This is a genomic window from uncultured Leptotrichia sp., assembly GCF_938036635.1.
Taxonomy (GTDB): Bacteria; Fusobacteriota; Fusobacteriia; order Fusobacteriales; family Leptotrichiaceae; genus Leptotrichia; species Leptotrichia hongkongensis.
On the sequence record NZ_CALHQO010000176.1, the window covers coordinates 1 to 7,746 of the forward strand.

Below are 7,746 nucleotides of genomic sequence, written 5' to 3' on the forward strand. Positions count from 1 at the left end.
TGGAAATTGTTAATAAATTAAATATAACATTTATTAAAGTTAAAATTTTACTGTTGACAATTTTAGAAAATTATATTAAAATAAATTGTAATGATTACAAAATTAAATGAATTATTATGAAATAAATAAAAATTAAATTTGGAGGTATGGAAAATGGATTTTAGCTTGAATCTTGGTGCTTTAGATGGAGGAAAATTAGTAAAAATTGATGAAAATAAGCTTTATGATGTAACTGTAGTTGGTTCTGGGCCTGCGGCTGTCTCTGCAGCAATTTATGCGGCTAGAAAAGGGCTTAATGTAGCGATGGTTGGAGTGAAAATTGGTGGACAAGTTCTTGATACAAATGAAATTGAGAATATTATCGGAACTGTTTTGACAACTGGAGCTAAATTTGCGGAAACTTTGGAAAAACATTTAAAAGAGCATGAAATCGCATTTAAGGAAGGTCATTTAGTAAAAGAGATAAAAGAAGATGGAAAAGATAAGATTTTGGTAACTGATGATGGGAAAAGTTATAAAACAAAAACAGTTATTGTAGCAACTGGAGCAAAACCTAGAAGTTTAAATATTCCTGGAGAAGCCGAATATGTTGGTAAGGGAGTGCATTACTGCTCAACTTGTGACGGACCTTTTTATAAAGGGCTAGATGTGGCTGTAATTGGTGGGGGAAATTCAGGTGTGGAAGCAGCGCTTGACTTGTCTGGAATTGCAAAATCAGTTACACTAATTGAATTTATGCCAGAATTAAAGGCAGATAAAGTTCTACAGGAAAAATTAGCTGAGCAGCCAAATGTAAAAACTATTTTAAATTCTGCAACAGTTAAAGTAAACGGAAATGAATTTGTTGAAAGCATTGTTTATAAAAGTAGAGAAACTGATGAAGAAAAAACATTGAATGTAGAAGGTATGTTTGTGGAAATTGGGTTGTCACCAAGAAGCGAAGTTGTAAAAGACTTGGTTGAAACAAATAAAATTGGAGAAATTGTAATTAATCCTGAAAATAATTCAACTTCTGTGGCTGGAATCTTTGCTGCGGGAGATGTTACAAACATCAGACAAAAACAAATTATTATTGCAATGGGAGAAGGTGCAAAAGCTGCATTAGGAGCATTTGAGTATCTGATTACAAAATATTAATTTAAAAAATAGGAAAAATGAACTGCATCTAAAATCTTGAACACGAGATAAGAGGTGCGGTTTTTTTATAGAAACATAAAAAAAAGAAGATTAATGAAATTCCTTATTTTCATAAAAAAATACTCCAATTAATTAAAATTAGAGTACTTATAATGATAAGAAAATTCATATTTTAATTAGCAATTCCAAAAGTAATTATTTTAAAAAATTCTTCATTTTCATCGCTAATTACCCAGTCTTTACCATTTTTTACATATTTTACATCTAGTGTTTTTTCTAAATATTTTAAATCTTTGCTGTTAAATTTCTCATTAAAGAATTCTTTTCCAACTTGCATAATTTCTTTTTGTAAATCTTCGTTATTTTGGGGCATGGATTTAGACATTCTTTCAGAGAGCCTAGTTTGAAGTTCACCTATATATGAAGATAAATTGGGAGCTTTTACAGTAACATTTATTGTAGCTGTGTTTCCTTTTGACTCGACTTTATTAACTTTGTAAGTTATTTTTTTCATTCCTTCACCGTATACTTTGCTAAAATTTTCTAAAATAGTACTAACATTTCCTTCAGCTTTGCCAAATTTTGACATATCTCCTGATTGGATTATTTTCATTTTTTCCTCAAAATCTTTTTGTGCAGGATGAGTTCCACAGCTTACTAGAAATAAAAGCATGCTTAGTAAAATTAAAATTTTTGCCTTCATAAATGTCTCCTTCAATTTTTTCTACATTATACTATGCTTATATAATTTTATGGACAGTATTTCATTAGATTTATATTATTGAAGGTTTTTTAGAAGCATCGTTGCAAAAGTAAAGTAAATAATAAGTGTTACAGCATCTGAAATAGTCGTTATTAAAGGTGTTGCCATAACAGCTGGATCTGCTTTTAAAATTTTTGCTCCAAGTGGAAGCAATGCTCCTACTATTTTTGAGATTATTATTGTAAATACAAGAGTTATTGAAACAATAAAGGCGATTGTCGGATTTATTTTTTCCAAAGTAATTAGTCTTACAAAATTTAGAATTGATAGGACTATTGAAACCATAATACCTATTGAAAATTCTTTTCTAAGTACTTTGAATGCATCTTTTGGAGAAATTTCCCCTAGTGCTAGTGAACGGATTACAACAGTTGAAGATTGTGATCCAACATTTCCTCCACTTGACATTAACATTGGAATAAATGCTGTCAAAATAATTGATTTTGCAAGTACTTTTTCATATCCCTGTATTATATTTCCTGAAATTGTGTCAGAAATCATAAGGACTGCAAGCCATCCAATTCTTTGTCTTGCCATTGTAAAAACGTTTGTCTTTAAGTAAGAATCATCAGTAGAAGAAGTAATCCCCGCCATTTTATGAAAATCTTCAGTAACTTCCTGATCGACAACATCCATTACGTCATCTACTGTGATAATTCCTAAAATTCTGCCTTCATGATCTACAACGGGCATAACGATAAAATCATATTTTTTGAATAAATCTGCAACAACTTCCTGATCGTCATCTGTGTGAACGCTTACAAATTTTTTGTTCATAATATCTTCAATTACTGTATTGTCTTTTTTTGCAATTAATTCTTTGAGTGAAAGTACTCCCTCGAGTTTTCCATTTTCGCTTGTAACATAGCATGTATATATATTTTCTTTATCTTTTCCTGTTTTTCTTAATAATTCAATTGCTTCTGAAACAGTCATATTTTTTTGAAAATTGACATATTCAGTTGTCATAATGCTTCCTGCTGAATTTTCAGGATACTTTAATAGTTGATTTATTAAATGTCTGTCTTTTTTATCAGTATTTTTCAATATTTTCTTTACAACATTAGACGGCATTTCTTCAATAATGTCAACAATATCATCAAAGTATAGTTCGTCAAAGATTTCACGTGTTTCAATATCAGTCGATGCATGAATAATCATTTCTTGACGTTCTGAATCCAAATATGGAAATACATCTGCCGCTTTATCTTTTTTTAACAGTCGAAAAATCATTATCACAAGTTCAGGCGATTTGAACTGGTTTAATATATCAGAAATTTCAACTGTATTTAATTCATTTAATTGTTTTTTTATTTCGAAGTATTTTTTTTCTTTTAAAAGAGCTTCAATTATTTCTTTCATTTTTCCTCCTTACTTTCCTATTTTTTTATTTATAGATACTTAATATTTATTTTATGATGTTGCTCAAAAATATAGTTGCAAATCTAAAATAGATAGTAAGAGTTAAGGCATCAAGTATTGTAGTTATTAATGGACCTGCCATTATTGCTGGATCCATTTTAAATGTTTTGGCAATGATAGGCAAGAAAGCACCTATTATTTTTGAAATTATAACTACAAAGACAAGAGTTACCGAAACTGTTATGGCAACATTCAAAGGGGTTTTTGTCAAAGATATAATCCTTAGAAAATTAATTGCTGCCAGAACAATGGCGACTATAAATGAAATAAGAAACTCTTTTCTTAGTATTTTAAAAGTATCTTTTATATTGACTTCTCCTAATGCTAAAGCACGGACTACAATGGTTGAGGATTGTGCTCCTGCATTTCCTCCAGTATCCATAAGCATTGGGATAAATGAGGAAAGTATAACTACAGACTGCAGTACATCCTCGTAGCTTTTTATAATTCTTCCTGTAAATGTGGCAGAAATCATAAGCACAATAAGCCAGCTGATTCTCTGTCTTGCCATAGTAAAGGCGCTTGTCTTAAGGTAAGACTCCTCAACTGGTGAAATTCCGGCCATTTTATGAAAATCTTCTGTTGCTTCCTGTTCCACAACATCCATTATATCATCAATTGTAATTATCCCAAGAAGTCTATTTTCATCATCTGTAACTGGAAGAACAATAAGATTATATTTTTTTATTATTTCAGCGACTTTTTCCTGATCATCATTTGTGTGTACACTTATTACATTTTTATTCATAATACTTTGGATGGGAATGTCATCTTCGCTTGTAATAAGTTCTTTTAAGGAAATTACCCCTTCCAGTTTTCTAACTTCATCAATAACATAACAAGTATAAATATTTTCCATGTCTTCAACAGTATTTCTGATTTTTGAAATTGCTTGAGATACAGTCATATCCTTTTTTAAATCCATGTATTCGGTTGTCATAATACTTCCAGCTGAATTATCAGGATATTTTAGTAATTGGTTTATCAAATGTCTATCTTTTGCGTCAGTATTTTTCAAAATCTTTTTTACTACATTTGATGGCATTTCTTCAATAATATCGACAATATCATCAAAATAAAGTTCATCAAATATATTTTTTGTTTCAACATCAGTCATAGTGTTAATAATCATTTCTTGATGCTCTGTATCCAAATATGAAAACACATCTGCTGCCCTGTTTTTAGAAAGTAGCCGAAAAATCATTATTAATTCAGAAGATTCAAACTGATTTAACAGTTCTGAAACTTCAACAGTATTTAATTCATTCAAATATTTTCTAATTTCAAAATATTTTTTTTCATTTATAAGTGTTTGAATAGTGTTGTTTTCCATCGTTATCTCCTTTCTTTTTTGCAATTTATTAAAGTTTTTTACTTCTTATGCAAATTAAAATAAGGAGAATAACAACACGAAGATATTCCCTTTATTTGCATAGGTTAGTAAATTTTAGATTATTCAGTTTCTCTTCCGGGACTTCTTCGTTCAAAACATTCACCTCCATAAAATATAAAATCAGCATAAATTTCTAAAAAAATGAACTTTATGCCCATAAAATTTTATCAGACAAACCAATGATTGTCAATAAATTTCTAAGAAATTTCTTTTAATAAAAAAAGGGACTCAATTTAAGAGTTTCCCTTTAATTGTATTTATTTATGCAGATAATAAAAATCAGTCTTTTACGTATATTTTCTTTACCCTTCCTGTATAAACTATATGAGGCTCTTCCTTTGTGTATAGTTTTTCAGGTATGCTCTTATCTATGAAGTTTTCAGGTTTTATATCATCTATATATAATTTTTCGGCTACAATAACTAATTTTGCTTCTTCAAATGCAGGAACACCATCTAAGAATATTGGATTAAATCCAACTTCTGCGATTTTGTCTACATCTCTTCCTGATTTCAGTCCAAGTACGTGAAGTTCCTTTTTATAACCATTAAAAAAACTTAAAGAAAAACAATTTTGCTCATCTACAAATTTTTTAGTATATCTTGTAGGTCTTATATAAACCGAAATAACAGGACCTCGCCAAAGATAGCCCATCATTCCCCACGTGACAGTCATTGTATTTATCCCATTCTCATCTCCCGCCGTGACAAGGCTCCAGTCCTTACCTGTACTTGTAAAAGGATTTAAATCAAAATCCTGAATTTTAATCTCATGAAATCCCATTTCTAACACCTCCGAAATCTTTTATTAGAGTTTCAAGTATTTTTATTATAGCATATTTTTTCGAAAAGTAAATATTGACATGTATAATATTTTTTAGTAAAATATTTTTATAATCAAAATATTTTTTGGATGAAAATCAACTGAAATTAAATAATTTAATATTTTAGAATAAGGAGAAAATATGTTAAAAAAATTAGCAATTTTAAGCTTCATTGTAGCTGGAATGATAGCATTTGGAGATGACAATGACACATTTAATGTAAAATTGGAAGAATCAGTAGTAACAGCTACGGGATTTGATGATGTACAGAGCAATCAAATTAAGAATACTACAATTGTAACATCTCAGGATATACGCAATAAAGGGTATAACACTATAGAAGAGATATTAAAGCGTACACCGGGTGTAAATTTTGTGAATAATGGATTTGGATATATTGTGGATGTAAGAGGACAGGGAGTTCAGGGAGCTGCTAAAAATGTAAAAGTTCTTGTGGATGGGTCTCCTTTAAACATACTTGATATGTCGCATGCAATTTTACCTCTAAATTCAATTTCAGTTGAAGATATTGAAAAAATAGAAATTATTAACGGTGGAGGGACTGTACTTTACGGTGGAGGAACTGCTGGTGGAGTAATTAACGTAATTACAAAGAAAACGCAAGAAGAGCCTGTAAAAAATAAGGTTTACTATCAAAACAGTTCATTTGACACAAATAAATTAGGGTTTGGAACAAGCATAAAATTTGCAGATAATTTCTTATTAGATTTGGGATATGAAAATATTAATGGAAATGGGTATAGACGTGGAGATAAAAGAGATGGCGAAAATCTAAGAGGTGGATTTACATATAACATCAGTGATAATCAGACATTAAGATTTAAAGCCACAAGATACAAGGAAGAGTCAAAAGAATCCGACGGTATAACTAAAGCACAGTTAAATAATGATAGAAAACAGGCAGGAACAACTTTGACAGAATCTGATTTGGATAGAACAGAATACAGCCTAAATTATGAAATCAAGCCTACTGACAATTTAACTTTCTCGTTGTTAGGATACAATCAGAAAACAATTAGAGATTATGATCAGGAAGCTCCAGCTGGAAGAATGACTCATAAGACGGATGGACAGTTTAAAGATAGAAAAACAGGAGTTGACTTAAAAGGTAAATACAACTATGGTTCAGGAAATGTAATCTTTGGATACGAATATATAAAAAATAATTCAAATAGAAGTTCTTATGGCGCAATGTATATGAGAAACAGTAGATTATTCCCAACATCTACTATAGACATTGATTTGCAAAAAAATACTCATTCAGCATTTGTTCAAGGAAGACACTCTCTTACAGATAAGCTTGAGGGAACTTTAGGTTATAGATATGAACATGCTGATTATGATATTCACAGAACAGATGGAAGAAATGTTATAAATAAAAACACTAAAAAGAGTAACAATGCTTATGAAACAGGATTAAATTTTAAATATTCTGATACGGGAAATGTTTATGCAAAATATGAAAGAGGATACAGATCTCCAAGTCCAACAGAAATGGTTGATAAATCAATTACAAAAGGATATGTGCTAAACAATCTGAAGTCTGAAAAATACGATACTTATGAAATTGGTATAAAAGATATGATTGGACCTTCATTTGTAAGCTTGACAGGATTTTATACTAAGAAAAATGACGAAATTTTAATTGATGTGCCAGGTGGACATGGATTAAACTGGACATATAAAAACTTGCAGAAAACAGAAAGAAAAGGTGTAGAACTATTTGCAGAGCAATATTTTGGGACATTTAGAATAAATGAATCAGTTTCTTATGTAGATGCAAAAATTAGCAAAGGTGCAGATAAAAACAAAAAAATACCTTATGTATCGAAAACAAAAGCAACTTTAGGAGCTAATTATGAAGTATTGACAGGATTAAATCTGACAGCCGATTTTAATTACTTCTCAAATTCCGTAGATGGAAACTATGAAAAAATAAAAGGTTATTCTACAACAGATTTAGGAGTAAGTTATGCTCATAAAACAGGTTTAGGAGTACAAGCAGGAGTTAAAAACGTATTTGATAAAAAATATTACAGATATAAAAATGGAGATTCATATATCCCAGAAGCTGAAAGAACATATTATGTTGGTGTAAGTTACAACTTCTAAAAATAATTTTAAATATGGAAAGTGGCAGTCAAGCAATTGTTATAAAGTTGTTTGGCTGTATTTTATAAATATATA

Annotated in this window: 6 protein-coding genes; 2 read left to right on the top strand and 4 right to left on the bottom strand. The window is 29.9% G+C overall.

Translation table 11 applies throughout. The features are described 5' to 3' along the window. Positions 1 to 153 precede the first annotated feature (153 nt). Positions 154 to 1,137: an FAD-dependent oxidoreductase gene (locus Q0370_RS03515; protein ID WP_299572214.1), complete on the top strand. Its 984-nt coding sequence runs from the start codon at positions 154 to 156 to the stop codon at positions 1,135 to 1,137. 172 nt (positions 1,138 to 1,309) lie between these two features. On the opposite strand, the gene Q0370_RS03520 is transcribed toward Q0370_RS03515, so the two are convergent. The 4 genes from Q0370_RS03520 to Q0370_RS03535 all read right to left on the bottom strand — a co-directional run bounded on the left by Q0370_RS03520 (position 1,310) and on the right by Q0370_RS03535 (position 5,498). Next, a complete protein-coding gene (locus Q0370_RS03520) occupies positions 1,310 to 1,840 on the bottom strand; it encodes a DUF5105 domain-containing protein (protein WP_299572216.1) in 531 nt (176 codons plus the stop codon). 75 nt (positions 1,841 to 1,915) lie between these two features. After that, entirely contained in the window at positions 1,916 to 3,262 is a 1,347-nt protein-coding gene (mgtE, locus tag Q0370_RS03525) for a magnesium transporter (RefSeq protein ID WP_299572219.1), read from the bottom strand. A 46-nt stretch (positions 3,263 to 3,308) separates the two neighbouring features. Next, on the bottom strand, positions 3,309 to 4,655 hold the full coding sequence (gene mgtE / locus Q0370_RS03530) for a magnesium transporter (RefSeq protein ID WP_299572221.1): 1,347 nt from the start codon (positions 4,653 to 4,655) through the stop codon (positions 3,309 to 3,311). A gap of 339 nt (positions 4,656 to 4,994) precedes the next feature. After that, entirely contained in the window at positions 4,995 to 5,498 is a 504-nt protein-coding gene (locus Q0370_RS03535) for a flavin reductase (protein ID WP_039901276.1), read from the bottom strand. A gap of 181 nt (positions 5,499 to 5,679) precedes the next feature. Here Q0370_RS03535 and Q0370_RS03540 point away from each other — a divergent pair, with 181 nt between their 5' ends. Further along, the gene (locus Q0370_RS03540; protein ID WP_299572226.1) at positions 5,680 to 7,671 is read left to right on the top strand and encodes a TonB-dependent receptor; all 1,992 of its coding nucleotides are present in this window, start codon (positions 5,680 to 5,682) and stop codon (positions 7,669 to 7,671) included. Positions 7,672 to 7,746 lie beyond the last annotated feature (75 nt).